The organism is Shewanella sp. LC6 (assembly GCF_006385735.2).
Classification (GTDB): Bacteria; Pseudomonadota; Gammaproteobacteria; order Enterobacterales; family Shewanellaceae; genus Shewanella; species Shewanella xiamenensis.
In genome coordinates this window covers 2061951-2077227 of sequence record NZ_CP043902.1, presented here as the reverse complement: position 1 = coordinate 2077227, position 15277 = coordinate 2061951, and the positions used below count along the sequence as shown (strand labels likewise).

The 15277-nt window shown below is 45.7% G+C and carries 13 protein-coding genes; 3 read left to right on the top strand and 10 right to left on the bottom strand.

All coding sequences use genetic code 11. The annotated features are described in order from the left end of the window. Window positions 1-67: 67 nt before the first annotated feature. Genes FJD32_RS09505 through yceD form a run of 4 tightly spaced genes read right to left on the bottom strand, consistent with a single transcriptional unit; the run spans window position 68 to window position 2793 of the window. Window positions 68-1027, bottom strand: a complete 960-nt coding sequence (locus FJD32_RS09505) for a beta-ketoacyl-ACP synthase III (protein ID WP_037419694.1) — start codon at window positions 1025-1027, stop codon at window positions 68-70. A 9-nt stretch (window positions 1028-1036) separates the two neighbouring features. Further along, window positions 1037-2065, bottom strand: coding sequence for a phosphate acyltransferase PlsX (plsX, locus tag FJD32_RS09500; RefSeq protein WP_037419691.1), 1029 nt, complete (start codon window positions 2063-2065; stop codon window positions 1037-1039). 15 nt (window positions 2066-2080) lie between these two features. After that, window positions 2081-2251, bottom strand: coding sequence for a 50S ribosomal protein L32 (rpmF, locus tag FJD32_RS09495; protein WP_011072715.1), 171 nt, complete (start codon window positions 2249-2251; stop codon window positions 2081-2083). A gap of 17 nt (window positions 2252-2268) precedes the next feature. After that, window positions 2269-2793 carry a 23S rRNA accumulation protein YceD gene (gene yceD / locus FJD32_RS09490; protein WP_011072716.1) on the bottom strand — a complete coding sequence of 175 codons (525 nt, stop codon included), beginning with the start codon at window positions 2791-2793 and terminating at the stop codon, window positions 2269-2271. 284 nt (window positions 2794-3077) lie between these two features. On the opposite strand from yceD, the gene FJD32_RS09485 reads away from it, so the two are divergent. Then, a complete protein-coding gene (locus FJD32_RS09485; protein WP_080612399.1) occupies window positions 3078-3662 on the top strand; it encodes a nucleoside triphosphate pyrophosphatase in 585 nt (194 codons plus the stop codon). A gap of 3 nt (window positions 3663-3665) precedes the next feature. Here the strand turns inward: FJD32_RS09485 and FJD32_RS09480 are convergent, their stop codons facing one another. Together FJD32_RS09480 and rluC are read right to left on the bottom strand one after the other, a co-directional pair. After that, window positions 3666-4409, bottom strand: a complete 744-nt coding sequence (locus tag FJD32_RS09480) for an HAD-IA family hydrolase (RefSeq protein ID WP_140907569.1) — start codon at window positions 4407-4409, stop codon at window positions 3666-3668. Between the two features lie 42 nt (window positions 4410-4451). After that, a complete protein-coding gene (rluC, locus tag FJD32_RS09475; RefSeq protein WP_069455170.1) occupies window positions 4452-5411 on the bottom strand; it encodes a 23S rRNA pseudouridine(955/2504/2580) synthase RluC in 960 nt (319 codons plus the stop codon). Between the two features lie 595 nt (window positions 5412-6006). Between rluC and rne the strand changes: the two genes are divergently transcribed. Continuing rightward, entirely contained in the window at window positions 6007-9285 is a 3279-nt protein-coding gene (gene rne, locus FJD32_RS09470; protein WP_140907568.1) for a ribonuclease E, read from the top strand. Window positions 9286-9333: 48 nt separating this feature from the next. On the opposite strand, the gene FJD32_RS09465 is transcribed toward rne, so the two are convergent. Beyond that, window positions 9334-10656, bottom strand: coding sequence for an IS4-like element ISSba6 family transposase (locus tag FJD32_RS09465; RefSeq protein WP_205403043.1), 1323 nt, complete (start codon window positions 10654-10656; stop codon window positions 9334-9336). 202 nt (window positions 10657-10858) lie between these two features. Here FJD32_RS09465 and FJD32_RS09460 point away from each other — a divergent pair, with 202 nt between their 5' ends. Beyond that, a complete protein-coding gene (locus FJD32_RS09460) occupies window positions 10859-12418 on the top strand; it encodes a SulP family inorganic anion transporter (RefSeq protein WP_069455172.1) in 1560 nt (519 codons plus the stop codon). 337 nt (window positions 12419-12755) lie between these two features. Here the strand turns inward: FJD32_RS09460 and FJD32_RS09455 are convergent, their stop codons facing one another. From FJD32_RS09455 to FJD32_RS09445, 3 genes are all read right to left on the bottom strand, one after another. Then, window positions 12756-12965 carry a cold-shock protein gene (locus FJD32_RS09455; protein WP_011072720.1) on the bottom strand — a complete coding sequence of 70 codons (210 nt, stop codon included), beginning with the start codon at window positions 12963-12965 and terminating at the stop codon, window positions 12756-12758. Window positions 12966-13270: 305 nt separating this feature from the next. Then, window positions 13271-14086, bottom strand: coding sequence for a 23S rRNA (guanine(745)-N(1))-methyltransferase (rlmA, locus tag FJD32_RS09450; protein WP_047536693.1), 816 nt, complete (start codon window positions 14084-14086; stop codon window positions 13271-13273). A 34-nt stretch (window positions 14087-14120) separates the two neighbouring features. Beyond that, a complete protein-coding gene (locus FJD32_RS09445) occupies window positions 14121-14924 on the bottom strand; it encodes a hypothetical protein (RefSeq protein WP_140907645.1) in 804 nt (267 codons plus the stop codon). Window positions 14925-15277 lie beyond the last annotated feature (353 nt).

Below are 15277 nucleotides of genomic sequence, written 5' to 3'. Positions count from 1 at the left end.
TAAACCGTTATCTTGGACAGCTAACCAAGATAACGATGAGCAGGAATTTATTCGTATACAGATACGATTAAAAACGGACGAGCGCACTGCCCCACGCAAAACCAGCGCCAAAGGCTTCGAGCAGCAAGAGCTGACCACGTTGGATCCGACCATCACGCACAGCTTCATCCAGAGCAATAGGTACCGAAGCCGCCGAGGTATTACCATGCTTAGCAAGGGTTAACACCACTTTATCTAAGCTCATGTCTAGCTTTTTCGCCGTGGCATTAATAATGCGGAAGTTAGCCTGATGGGGAACCAACCAGTCGATTTCCGACTTATCGATATTATTCAGGCGCAAGGTTTCAGTCACGACATGGGATAACTGGGTCACCGCCACTTTAAAGACGTCATTGCCTTTCATCGTCATAAAACCAACCGCTTCAGAGGTTTCCCCCTGACGTGGTGGGAAAGCGCACTTAAGCAAATCGCCTTGACGACCATCGGCATAAATATGGGTTGAAATAATCCCGGGCTCATCGGAAGCACCGATAACCACCGCCCCCGCACCATCCCCAAACAGAATGATGGTGGTACGATCTTCCGGCTCACACAGACGGGATAAAACGTCAGCACCAATCACTAATACTTTTTTCGCGGTACCATTTTTAACGAATTGGTCCGCAACCGATAAGGCATACACAAAACCTGAACAAGCCGCCGCAATATCAAAGGCTGGAATGGTATGCACACCGAGCATGGCTTGGATTTCGCAGGCCGCGGCAGGGAATGCATTTGCCGCACTGGTTGTACCGCAAATGATCATATCTAAATCTGATGCCTCAATACCGGCCATCTCTAACGCATTTAATGCCGCCTGATAGCCCATCGTTGAGACAGTTTCGTCTTGCGCTGCAATGCGGCGCTCTGAAATACCAGTGCGTTCAACAATCCATTGGTCACTGGTTTCCACCATTTTTTCCAAATCTTGATTACTACGCACCTGCACCGGTAGGTAACTACCAGTTCCGAGAATTTTTGTATGCATAAGGAGGAATCAGTTATTTATATCTAAAAGAATCGACTCCAAACGATCTTTTATCATTTCGGGGAGTCGACGTTGCGCTTCAGTCACTGCCAAACTAATTGCTTGTAAATAGGCAGTTTCATCCGCATTTCCATGGCTCTTTACAACTATGCCGCGCAATCCTATCAGACTTGCACCATTATAGTGGTCGGGGTTCATCTGGCTGAGAACCGCCTGAATGCGGGGGGCGATGAGTTTTGCCAAAAAACGCACGAAGAAACCTTGAGTTAGGCCCCGTTTTAACTGATGTACCAATAGCTTGGCAATGCCTTCAGAGGTTTTGAGCGTGATGTTACCCACAAAACCATCACAAACGATCACATCAACATTCCCAGAATAGATTTCATCACCTTCAATAAAGCCGGTGTAATTAATCTGATCAGTGTTTTGCAGTATTTGTGCCGCTTGTTGAACCTGATCGTTGCCTTTGATTTCTTCTGTGCCCACATTAAGGAGTGCGACTTTAGGGCGGGATTTTTTATCCACGGCCTCACACAGTACTGAGCCCATCACGGCAAATTGGAATAGCGTTTCGGAATCGCAGGAAATATTGGCACCTAAATCCAATAAATAAACTGGCTTTTGCGTCACGGAGGGTAAACAACTGACCAATGCAGGTCTGTCCACGCCGGGCAAGGTTTTTAACAGCACCTTGGCCATCGCCATTAACGCGCCGGTATTTCCCGCACTCACACACGCAGCAGCACGTCCATCTCGCACCAGTTCAATTGATAAACGCATCGAACTATTTTTACGAGTGCGCAAAGCGTGCACGGGCCTGTCAGACATACTCACCACTTCATCGGTGTGGATGACTTCAATACGGGAGAGTAACTCTTGTTCTGCTTGGTGCAGATAGACATCTATTTCAGTCTTATCACCGACTAAAATGATTTTAAGGGAAGAATGAGATTTTAGTGCCCGCAAAGCTGCAGGCACTGTGACGTGGGGGCCATGATCGCCGCCCATCGCATCTAACGCGAGCGTCAGACTCGTCATTAGGAAACCAACAAATTACTTGTTGATTACCTTTTTACCGCGATAGAAACCATCAGCAGTCACGTTGTGACGCATATGGACTTCACCGCTGGTAGCGTCTACAGACAGCTGAGCAGTGCTCAGTGCGTCATGTGAACGGCGCATACCGCGCTTTGAACGAGATTTTTTATTCTGTTGTACAGCCATTGGCCCTGTCTCCTAGATTACTTGCTCTTCAGTTTTTCTAACACTGCAAACGGATTTGGACGCTCCTCTTGAGCGGGTTCGATCTCGCCTACAACTATATCCATTGACCCGATATTGCAATCAGTTTCTTCATGCATCGGGATGATGGGCATAGCGACTATCAATTCATCTTCGATCAATTGATGCAGACGTACTTCGCCAATCTCATTGCACTCAATTGGGTCATACGCATCCGGGAGCTCATCGATTTCTGCCTTAGTCCGGCATGGACCGAAGCAAAACTCGACCGTAACCTCAGTGGTAAATAATGTCATGCAACGTTGACAAACCAGAGTGAGCTCCGTCACAGCCTTCCCTTTCAGGTAGACTATCCCCTGCAAATCTACGCCACATTCAAGCGACACTGCCACATCGGAACAGTCGCCGGCACATAACTCATTTAATCTTTTCAATTGCTGCCCGGGCACAATCCCCTCATAGGTAGAACGGCTCGAGGCGGCGCGAATAGGATCAATTGAAACCGGTATCTTTACTGTTTGCATAAGGCGCGCATATTATAGTTTGAAAACGCTAGAGTCAAAGAAAAATTTCTTACTTAAGTCCCAGTTTGCAACTTAAGCGATTCTCTAGCCCCAACATTGAATTAATGGAAGCGAAATTTTACCCAAGCAGGGGGCGGCACACAAGCGTAAGCCGTCTAAAATAGCCGCATTCACCGAAAGAATCCTCAATTACCTTCCTAAAGTGACGGCTTCTGTTACCACTGCTTGCATTCAATCATCCAGATTGGCGACAATAAGTGAAGTTTTCTAATGGATTATTAATGATGACGCCCCAGTTAATCCTCGCCTCCACCTCCGTATATCGGCAAGCACTGCTGAACAAATTAGGCTTACCCTTTGAGTGCTGCGATCCCAAGGTTGATGAAACCTCACTGCCTAATGAGTCAGCGCAAGCCTTAGTACAACGATTAGCGCAGGCAAAAGCAGAAGCTGGTGCAAAATATTGTCCTGATGGTCTGATTATTGGCTCCGATCAGGTTGCCGTGATCGATGGCAAGATCATCGGTAAGCCATTAAATCGCGACAATGCGATTAAGCAGCTCAGTCAAGCCTCGGGGAAAGCCATTACCTTTTACACAGGTCTTGCGCTTTATAATGCTCAAACGGGTGAAATGAATGCCCAAGTTGAGCATTTTACAGTGCATTTTCGGCACCTTACAGCATCACAAATCAGTGCTTATGTGGATAAAGAGCAACCGTTTTACTGTGCAGGCAGTTTTAAAAGTGAAGGTTTAGGCATCGCACTCTTTAATCGTTTAGAAGGACGAGATCCTAATACGCTCGTGGGATTACCTTTAATCTTACTCACGGAAATGCTGCTCAGCCAAGGCATAGATGTATTAGCATAATGCTTATAAATGCTGAAGGAGCTGCTGCGGTGAATCAATCAATGCTATCGGCTTAGCTTGTCGTAATACCGCTTCACTATGGGCGCCGTAAGTCACACCGATGCTATCGATACCTGCGTTCTCTGCCATGGTTAAATCCAGTAAAGAGTCACCGACCATCAAAGCACGCTCAGGCTGAATGCCCAGCTCCTGCAATAGGCTGATGATCATCTCAGGATGGGGCTTACTCTGCGCTTCATCGGCGCAGCGGGAGGCAATAAAGTAATGCCCTAATCCAGATTGTTCCCATACGCGCACCAGACCAGCTCTCGCCTTCCCCGTCGCCACGGCTAACTGATAACCCTTTGCAGATAATGATTCGAGCAATTGTGGTGCTTGGTCGAAGATTGGCGTTGGCGTGGTATCAAGATGCAAATACTGCGTCTTAAACTCGGCGCGCATCGTGATGTAACACTCGTCAGTGCCAGTGCTGACAGTAGAAGCAGTAGACATATCCTCTTCAGGAAACGCCGATAATCGCTGTGATGAAGACAATAATCCGCAAGGAAACAACACTTGTAACGCCTGCGTCATCGACAAGCCAATCACATTACGAATATCCGCCTCAGCAGGAACAGGCAGCGCAAGTGCCCTAGCCATATTCTCAATGCAAATAATGATCTTGCCGATGGAATCCATCAAAGTGCCATCCCAATCAATAATCACTAAATCATATTTACGCAGGGTAGAATGGTTGGCAGCCTTCATGCTTCAAGGTTATCCACGGGTATATAGAGAGAGGAGCGGGAATTAAACCCGCTTTAACTTATTCAACAGTTGCTGCAGATTATCATCCAGTGGTGCAGAAACCCGCATCACTTCATCGTTTTCAGGATGGATAAACATTAATTCTGCAGCGTGTAAAAACAATCTACTCAAGCCAAGCGAGCGCATACTGTCATCGAAAGCTTGCTCACTGTACTTATCATCACAGGCAATGGGATGCCCGGCATATTGACAATGCACGCGAATTTGATGAGTACGTCCCGTGACAGGACTCGCCTGCACCAATGTACAACCTTGATAACGCTGCACAATTTTAAAACGCGTTTCTGATGGTTTGCCTTCTGCATTGACTCGCACAATGCGCTCACCGGATTTAAGTGTCAGCTTTAATAAAGGTTGTTTGACCACTTTATCCTGCGCCGACCACTCCCCCTTAACTAAAGCTAAGTAATCCTTCTGCATTTTTTTATAACGCAGTTGATCGTGCATATGTTTAAGCGCACTGCGTTTTTTAGCGACTAACAGTACGCCAGAGGTATCTTTATCAAGGCGATGAACCAACTCTAAAAACTTCTGTTGCGGACGTAAGGAGCGCAGCGCTTCAATCACACCATAATCAACACCACTGCCGCCATGAACCGCAATACCCGCAGGTTTATTGAGCACAATAAGATGATTATCTTCATGCAAAATACGATCTTCGAGTTGCGACACTTTGCTCAAGTTAGCCGAAGGCGCGGTCCGATTATCAGACTCAGCCATTCTCACGGGTGGCACACGTACCACATCACCAATTTGTAATTTATATTCTGGCTTAATGCGCTTCTTATTCACCCGTACTTCGCCCTTACGGACGATACGATAAATCATGCTCTTAGGTACACCTTTGAGCGCTGTGATTAAAAAATTATCAATTCGTTGGTCGAGGTGGTCTTCGTCAATAGTGATCAACTGCACCTGTTGCTGTGGAGATTCTGTATTCATGATGTGCCATCTACTTATAACGGCGGCCATTGTACAACAACTCACAAGAATTGTGCCTTTCCATTGCTGAATTTTTTGATTATTGCTATATTTCACCAGCGATTAGGGATAAGCCGTGAATAAAGTGTTCACAAACTCCCTGTCCCAAGTGAAAAGTTTTATAGATCAAAAAAGATTTTCTTGATAGCAAATCATTGATTTGCAAATCGTATACTGAGTAAAAATACCACAAATGCGTTTTTTACGATTAAATCGAGAATCTCACCTTACTTTATCAAGGTTTATCTAAAGCTTTTCTCACCGATTTCGAAATATATTTTAACTTGTCGTCAGACAAACCGATTCGACTTGGGCATTACCGGAACGAAATTAAAGAATTTATGGGGTTGGTTGATGTTTTACAACGAATTCCTTGTTTTTGTAATCATTAAAAAATAAGCCATAAATAGGATGCGACACGCAGCGACTGCGTCTAACAGTAATGCGCACCTTGCCTAGCTCACCAGCCGTGAGGCTTTGTTCACCACAGCTAGGCCCGTAATGCAACGAAACGAGATTGTTTGATGACCTCCATTTAAAGAAGAATGACGTCATCATGAAACGTATGTTAATCAATGCAACTCAATCAGAAGAGTTGCGTGTTGCCCTCGTTGACGGGCAACAACTGTACGACCTCGATATTGAAAGTCCTGGTCATGAGCAAAAAAAATCAAATATTTACAAGGGTAAGATCACCCGCGTAGAGCCCTCTTTAGAAGCCGCTTTCGTAGACTATGGTGCTGATCGCCACGGCTTTTTACCATTAAAAGAAATTGCCAGAGAATATTTCCCTAAAGGTTATTCATTCCAAGGTCGCCCAAACATCAAAGAAGTCGTCAGTGAAGGACAAGAAGTTATTGTTCAAATTGACAAAGAAGAACGTGGCAACAAAGGCGCGGCGTTGACCACCTTTATTAGCCTTGCTGGTTCTTACTTAGTGTTAATGCCAAACAACCCACGTGCAGGCGGTATTTCTCGCCGTATCGAAGGGGATGAGCGCACTGAATTAAAAGAAGCTATGGCCGATTTAGAAGTCCCTGCTGGTATGGGCCTTATCGTCCGTACCGCTGGTGTGGGTAAAGAGTCGACAGAGCTGAAGTGGGACTTAAAAGTTCTGCAACACCACTGGGCGGCGATCACTGAAGCGGCGCAAACCAAAGGCGCACCTTTCCTCATTCACCAAGAAAGCAACGTGATTGTTCGCGCCATTCGTGACTATTTACGCCGTGATGTCGGGGAAATTTTAATCGACCATCCACGTATTTTCGAAGAAGCCAAACAGCATATAGCACTTGTGCGCCCTGATTTTGTTGAACGTGTAAAACTCTACGAAGCTGAAGTACCGTTATTCACTCACTTCCAAATCGAGTCGCAAATCGAATCAGCCTTCCAACGTGAAGTACGTCTGCCATCGGGTGGCTCAATCGTCATTGACCCAACTGAAGCCTTAACCTCTATCGATATCAACTCTGCCCGTGCCACCAAGGGCGGCGATATCGAAGAAACCGCATTAAATACCAACCTTGAAGCCGCCGATGAAATTGCCCGTCAATTACGTCTACGTGACTTAGGTGGCTTAGTGGTTATTGACTTTATTGACATGACGCCAGTGCGCCATCAACGTGAAGTCGAAAACCGCCTACGTGATGCCGTGCACCATGACCGCGCTCGTGTTCAATTAGGTCGTATTTCTCGTTTCGGTTTGATGGAAATGTCACGCCAGCGTCTGCGTCCATCATTAGAAGAATCCGCTGCACATATCTGCCCTCGCTGTCATGGCCAAGGCACTATCCGCAGTACTGAATCTTTAGCGTTGTCGATTCTGCGTTTGATGGAAGAAGAAGCCATCAAAGAAAATACCTCACAAATCGAAGCCATTGTGCCTGTCGATGTAGCTGCATTCCTGCTTAACGAGAAACGTAAAGCGATTCGTATCACCGAACAACGCCATGACGTGGAAGTCTATGTGCTCCCAGATCCACATATGATGACCCCAGATTATCGTGTGATCCGTCACCGCACCGACGATGAAATCGACGAATCCAGCTACAAGCGCATTGAACAGCCTGAAGCAAAATTGTACGAGCCACGTAAACTGGAACGTACTGCGGCGCCAGCTCCAGCCCTAAAAGGCTTTGCTGCTCCACAAAAAGTGGAACAAGACACTGCACCAGTTGCCAAAGTTGAAACCGCACAGCCGGGTTTCTTCAGTAAACTCTTCAGTGCAATTGGTGCTTTCTTTAGCTCAAGTGATAACGCAGTCGCAGAAAAGAGCACCGAGACTAAGAAGCCAGACAGTCAAGCCACGAATGCCAACCGTCGCAATCGTCGTAACGACACTCGCCGTACTCGCAATCCACAAGATACTGAAAAAGCGAAAGAAGGTACTCGCGAGCCACGTACTCGTAATGCCAAAAAAGTCGCCGATGCACCACAAGCTCAAGAGCGCCCAATCCGTGAAAAGGATGAAAGTGCGAAACGTGCTAAGCCTGAGCCTAAACCCCGCAATCAAGCAGTTAAAGAAGTGATTGCGGATGTTCAAGACGAAGCACCAAAGCAAGAGGTCGTCCGTGAACGTCGTCAGCGCCGTAATATGCGCCGTAAAGTTCGTATCGACAACACCACAGATGTTGTAGAAACGTCAATTCAGGAAGAAGCGATTTTAGCTGAGTTGGTTGCAATCAATGCCGATGTCACGGTAGAAGTTGAACCGGAAGTGAAAGCGCCGCGCCGCCGCCAGCCACGTAAAGAGGTTACGGTTGCGAATGAGGTCGGCGACACCACAGTATCAGAAGCTGCTGATGTCGTAGAAACTAAGCCAGCCGATGCTATTGTTGATATGCCTGTTGTTGAAAGCCAAGCAGACACTCAAGTGGATGCTAAGTTAGACACTCAACCAGCGGCCATTGATGAAGATAACGCCGAAGCAAATGTTGATGCAGATGACAAAGCCAAACGTGAATCCCGTGATGGACAACGTCGTAGCCGCCGTAGTCCTCGCCATCTGCGAGCTGCTGGCCAACGCCGTCGCCGCGATGAAGATGAACAAGGCACAACGGCTCCTGCGCAGTTCATTCCTAATGATGCGTTAGGCGAAGATCAAGACTATCCAGCACCAACTGCAGTTGTTGAAACGGCTAACTTAACAGAGCAAACCGTGGCTGAAACGGTTGCAGTTGAAGTGGAGACTACAGCAACGCAGCCTGCGCCAATTGTGCACACTGCTGATGTGATCTCCTCAACTGAAGCCGCAGTCTCTCAAAGCATAGCGACAGAAAGCACGGTATCAAACACCACAGTAACTGAATCCTCCGCGGAAATTAAGTCTGATGCTGCTGTCGCTGAAGTCACATCTAAACCTGTAGTTAACGATAAGGCCGCTGAAACGGTTAAAGCATCTGATGCCGAGCCACAATCAGCAACAGAACCAGCAGTGCAAGCCACAGAGGCTATGCAAATAGTGACTGATATAACTCCTGAAGCAAAAGCCGAAGAAGTGACACCTGTTACAGAAAAGACTGAGCCGAAAGAAGCGGTAAAATCAGTCGCATCAGCACCGATGGCGAAACCTGCAGCGTTTGTTAAACCTCAGGCAAAACCTGTAATGGCGCAAGCTGCTACGGCTCAACCAACGGAAGTTGTCGTCAGCAAACCGAAAGCGTCTAGCCGTTTTGGTGCTATGGTGTCATCTGAAATGACCAAACCAACGGTAGAAGTCAGAGCGCAGGTTGAAGTGCCTAAAGGCCGTGAGTATGAAAATACCGCCACCGCTGAAGCCACTGAACCTAAGCTGAAACACAGCAATAGTGCTGAATCGGATATGGCTCGTCCATAGGACCCTTCCACAATCTAAAAAGCCATGCATCTGCATAATGCCGTTCACTTAAGAGTGAACGGCATTTTTCTTTGGTCTAACCGGAAACTTGTTTTTGCTCATTTTAAGGACTCGTGGATATGCCCTTTCCCGTTTACCATCCAGCTTAAATTGCCGTGCATTTCGTTCTATATCCAATACGTCTCTCGGGACATTCCCCGGTGTTTGTGATGACAGTTGTGTCAACTTGAAGATGATATAACTCGCCGCATCCCGAAAACTCAGTTGATTGGGATGGACCGATGGCAAGCTTTTAGCCATCAGCAACATCTTATATCTAATGAGATTATAGGCCAGTAGCACGCCCCATAACTCTTGAGTCACCAGCTCCGGTAGTTGACTGCGGAGCGTAAAACGGCTCTCCAGTAGATGTTGTTTCATCTCTCTATAGCCCAGTTCGATTTCCCATCGATGGGCATATAAGTCGACGATGTCTTCGCTGGGGTAACGCATCGGGTCTGTCAACGAGGTCAAAATGGCGACTGACTTACCTTTCACTGTCTTAGTCAATAAACGCGCTTCAAGAGTTTCAGGGAGCTGCGGCCATTTCTTTCTGGCTTGAGGTGTCGTGGTGAGTTTCACCCTCTGGTCATGCTTTCCTAGCGTTCGCACCACCTCATATTGAGTGCCTTTCTTCAATGGCAACAACCAGTGGCTATCAGGTTGCGCTTGCTGCCAAGCGTGCAGCAGGCCGAGCGAGTAAAATCCTCGGTCAAATAGGGTTAGGCTGTGATTAGGAATGCTAGGAATGAGCTGGGACGCTAAGTTCATTTCATTTTCGGCAACCGAATCAAAGGCGCTGTTGATCAATAAATGGCTGCTTAATTCCATCAAGCAAACCATGCGAATTTGCGGATAAGCCGCTTCGCCTGAAGCGTTGGCGGTTCGTCCAAAGGCGGCTTGATTTTGAACACTATCGGGTGTCCGCCACACGACACCGTCAACACCATACAAGTTAAGACCGCACCAATGAGGATGTTCAGCTCTCGCGTGCCAGGTATTGGCGCTGCGGCTAAAGACTTCTCTAATAACCTCACTGCCCAATCGTTTACGCGCCTGAGTCACGGCGCTGCGTGCAACATAATCAATCTCTTGCGGCAAAACAATGTCGAGTTTGTTGATGAGTGACCGAACAGACTCCCCTCGGAATAAAGCCATTCCGATAACGGCCCAAATCATCGCGTCCATCGGCAATTTACGCCGTCTTAACGTCGCAACGCCCTGAGAGTCTAGGCAAGATTGAATTAACTCAGGTTCTAACACATCTGCTAAGCAGGTGAATTCGGTTAGGCGGGTAATATGAGTACGGGCGAGTGCTTCTGAGAGTTGCATAAAAAATCCGATGACATGAGGTCATCGGATTTTGATCTTTTCAGCGAAATCGTCAAGCGATCTGTCTTAACTGATCGGCATTAATGCATCTGCATGGCTTTTTTATTTTCAGCTAATTAAGGCATATTTCAGGTTTAGCTCAATCAGTTTCTTTGATAGTATGCGCGGCTTATTTTGTCTACACACCAGTAACAGAGGTTTCATGTTCGATCTCTTCCGCCACAAAACATCTAGCTACAAAGCCGATATACTCTCAGGGCTAACCGTCGCACTCGCACTGATCCCTGAGGCCGTTGCCTTTGCTTTTGTTGCCAATGTTGAACCTATGGTGGGCCTCTATGCGGCTTTTATCATGGGATTGGTCACCGCACTGATTGGTGGTCGACCTGGGATGATTTCTGGTGCAACAGGAGCGATGGCCGTGGTCATGGTGTCCTTAGTGGTTGAACATGGCGTGCAATACTTATTTGCGGCTGTCGTGCTGGCAGGATTAATCCAAATCAGCGCTGGCATCTTTAAACTGGGGAAATTTATTCGCATCGTACCCTATCCGGTGATGATAGGTTTTGTAAACGGCCTCGCCATTGTGATTTTTTTGGCACAACTTGGCCAGTTTAAAGTAAAAGACACTGCTGGAAACTTAGTCTGGTTACCACCAGAGCCGTTGTTGCTAATGTTAGGTCTCGTAGCATTAACCATGGCAATTATTTATTTCTTGCCTAAGCTGACCACTGCAATACCGTCCTCGTTGGTCGCAATTCTTAGCGTCACGGCTATTGTCGTTAGCTTTGATCTTGATACTCGTAACGTATTGGATTTTCTCAAGACTATGAGTGGTGACGAGAATGCGACAATTGCAGGCTCACTCCCAAGCTTTGCAATCCCACAGGTACCTTTTAACCTTGAGACGCTCTATATCATTCTGCCCTATTCCTTTATTTTAGCCGCAGTCGGATTAATCGAATCCCTGTTAACTTTGACGGTTATCGATGAGATGACCCATACCCGAGGACGCAGCAATAAAGAATGTATTGGCCAAGGTGTAGGTAACATCACCAGCGGCTTTTTTGGGGCTATGGGTGGTTGTGCCATGATCGGTCAATCGATGATTAATATTAATTCTGGTGGCCGCGGCAGGTTATCAGGGATTACCGCGGCCATTGGCCTACTGGCATTTATTCTCTTTGGTGCAGCCTTTATCGAAATTATTCCGTTAGCAGCCCTCGTTGGGGTGATGTTTATCGTTGTACTCGGTACATTCGAATGGGCAAGTTTTAAGTTTATGGGCAAAGTGCCCAAACATGATGCCTTTGTGATCATTCTTGTAACCACAGTAACTGTGTTTACTGATCTCGCCTTTGCTGTATTTGTGGGAGTAGTGGTATCCGCGCTGGTATTTGCTTGGCAGCATGCGAAACACATTAGCGTCAAAGTGACTCAAAACTCTCAAGGCTGGAAAGTCTATGAGCTTAATGGACCACTGTTTTTCGGTTCTGTCGCGAGTTTCCTCGAGTTATTTGATGCTTCACAGGATCCACAGGATGTCGTCATCGATTTTAAGTTTTCTCGCGTAGCCGATCACTCCGCCTTAGAAGCGATTGATACGCTTGCAGAGCGTTATGTGTCCATAGGCAAAAGACTACATTTGGTGCATTTAAGTGCTGATTGTAAAGCCTTACTTCATAAGGCAGGTGATCTTGTTGAAGTGAATCTGTTGGATGACCCACATTATAAAGTCGCGGATGATAAACTCGACTCCTAATGAAGTCACTATCCATCCTTAAGCAACGGTCCACGGCACTGCAATATGGCTGTGGGCTGACAGTTATCGCCCTGAATGTTCGCGTACGTAAATAGTCAATTTTCAAGCCAAGCTTATGTATTTATTAATATCGTTAACAGCGAAATAAACAAAATTCACGGGAAAAATGATAACAGCTAACAGCAGATTAATCTGAACGAGGTCTTAAAAATGAGAGAAATGATAGAAATGAGAGATGTAAGTATTAAGATAAAACAGCACAAATAAAAAGAGCTATGGTAAAAACCACAGCTCTTAAATCCATTGCTATTAGCGCCTAGGCTAACAGCACTGAAAATTAACCGATTACGGTTACGTTTTCAGCTTGAGGACCTTTTTGACCTTGGGTCACAGTGAAAGACACTTTTTGACCTTCATCAAGAGTTTTGAAACCGTCAGAGTTGATTGCACGGAAGTGAACGAATACGTCTGGACCAGATTCTTGCTCGATGAAACCAAAACCTTTGTCAGAGTTGAACCACTTAACTACACCAGTTACTTGAGACATGATATAAATCCTGTAAATAAAAAATTAAAGCCTTAACGGCGGTGGAGCTGGAAAATGCCGGTATTACTTATGTTTACAGGACGAACGGGTCGTATTGAACACATAAATATAAGCCCAACCTTCAAGCTAGTAAAACTATAAACCATTCTAAAGATAAGTCAACATACTGCGACACTTTGAAAAATTTATTTAAACAAAGCCTTTTAAGGTTTTGCTACCGGCTCGCAGAACAATATGTTCTTACGGCTTAAGCGTTGACAGTAAAGCATTTTAAATAATTTATTTCAATAGGTTAAAATCAGCCCCTAGACTGAAATGCGATGTACTTCAATCTGGAAATCTAACTCACAGCTTAATCCGCTCTGAGAAAATGCTTGTTTCTGCTCTGCGGTAAACTTCCACGCATAGGGAGTCATTTCGAGAAAATTGCCGATATCTTTACTGTCATTAAGATCGAGTTGCGCGCTAAGCCGCTCTTGATGTAGGCATTCAAATCCATCAACTCTGGCCTCAGACTCAGGATGCAATCTTGGCTGGTCATAAATCTGTTGTTTTAGCGCAAAATGATGCAAAGGCCCAGGCGATACCGTGATAAGAATGCCGCTAGGTGCCATGATCCGCTGAAGTTCTTCTACTTTTGATGGTGCATAAATTCGAATCGCTAAATCAATGCTATTAGATGGAATCGGCATTTCATAGGCACTCGCTACACAAAAGCTTAAGTTAGGATAGCGCTTGGCTGCATATTTTATTGCCGACTTAGAGATATCAACGCCCTGTAAATAACAAAAATGATGAGCAACAAGGGCATTATATAAACGATGACTGTAGTAACCCTCACCACAACCTATATCAAGGATCTGCTGTGCACTACTGGCATATTGGAGTGCCAGTTGATTAACTCTATCACTTAAGATTTGATAATAACCCGCATTTAAGAACTCCCGACGAGCAAACATCATTTGCTGATTATCACCTGGATCTTTCGAGTTTTTTTTCTGAACGGGAAGCAAATTGACATAACCTTCTTTCGCCATGTCAAACTTGTGTGCCTGCGGGCATCCCCAAGTTCGTTGTGTTAGGGTGAGGGGTAACGCGCACAAAGGACATATATATTGCATTGATTAACTCTATTTAAAATGGGGGATGTCAAGCTTATATCTCATCTTCCATTAATCGCTCGACCATTTGCAGTAATTCAGGAGAAGCGAGTAGCTCAAAACACTCAAGTTTCCTTAAGGCTTTGTCGATATTCTGACTATCATTTGCGGCGCGACTAAAGCTCGGGCGCTCAAACATGTGGGTATAAGTTCGAAAAAGCCATTGGCGCTTCTGTTGCAGTAATGGATCTAATCGTACGGCCTCTTCAGCTAAGCCAGTATGGTATTGACCAAGTTCACCCCGTAAAAATGCTTGTAACTCCAATCTTATCTGCTCAATTTCGGTGAGGTAAACCGCAAGGGATTCCGATGTCGCACCGTAATCGTACTCCCTAGCAAGAATAGCCTTAGCCATCATCAGTACTCTCGGCTCATGTAAGCCTCTGACGTCGGATTCAAGTGTTACAAACTCGAACTTTGATGCCGATTGCAAAGAGAATGTTACACTTTCTCTCACATCAACTTTAATTAAAATTCCTGCCCGAAGCTCTTGGGCAACAAATTTAGGGGCAGTCCCCATTCGATGATAAAGCCGTACACCTTGACCCAAGCACCTTGATACAGGAGCACTTAGCCCTGCGTCTGCAACAGAAGTTGTGTTTAGTTTTAACCCTAAAATCGGTTGAAGGCGCACTGCAATCTGTGGTGGAGTTTGTGAAACGACAATCAGCTCAAGTAAGGGAGCTCCCATCGTTTCAAGCACAATAAAATCACTCATGTTGCTTGGTAACGTTATGATCAATGACGACGCCTGTGCGACATCGAGTACCATAGGTTCATTGAGATATTGATGATGCATAAGACTGATCCCCTGTTCAATGGGAATTGTAACTGCCAATCGTGGTAAAGATCACCTGTTAAGCGCTTCTCTTTTCAATATAATTTATCCATCAAGGTTTTTGCTGATCAATATTGGGGTGAGTTTAACGGCTAAGATGCTATCATTCGACAAAACCGTCATTTGATTGAAATTATGTATACAGCATCTCAGCCAAGTATTTTTTGGCACGATTATGAAACCATGACTTTAATCACTATGTTTTAAAAAGAATTATTAATCGCCACCCATTAATCATGTACACGCATATGTACACACATCTAAATGCTGCGGCTCTTCCTTTTGTGCACATACCTTATAAAGTTACCCCAAAA